Below are 381 nucleotides of genomic sequence, written 5' to 3' on the forward strand. Positions count from 1 at the left end.
ATGTTATATTACAAGACTTATATAAAGGATGAAATCGCACCTTGGGTCACGTTCATTCATGGTGCAGGTGGAAGCTCAACAATCTGGTACAAACAAATCCGCTATTTCAAACGTGATTTTAATATACTGCTTGTGGACTTACGGGGTCACGGCAAATCAAAGGAAGATAAGTGGAAAAAAGGTGATACGTTTGGGCATTTGGCAGAAGAAGTGATTGAAGTATGTGATCATCTCGGGATTGAGAAGATGCATTTAATCGGCATGAGTCTAGGTACTATCGTTTCGCAGACCGTTGCAGTTCGTTATCCGACACGGGTGCAATCTCTCGTTCTGGGTGGGGCCATTATCGCTCTTGATATTCGTACTAAATTATTATTATGG

Annotated in this window: 1 protein-coding gene; it reads left to right on the plus strand. The window is 41.5% G+C overall.

What is annotated here, in order from left to right:
• A partial coding sequence (locus tag ERX40_RS11135; RefSeq protein ID WP_133418557.1) for an alpha/beta fold hydrolase occupies positions 1–381 on the plus strand: 381 nt, incomplete at both ends.

This window comes from Macrococcus carouselicus (genome assembly GCF_004359515.1).
Taxonomy (GTDB): Bacteria; Bacillota; Bacilli; order Staphylococcales; family Staphylococcaceae; genus Macrococcus; species Macrococcus carouselicus.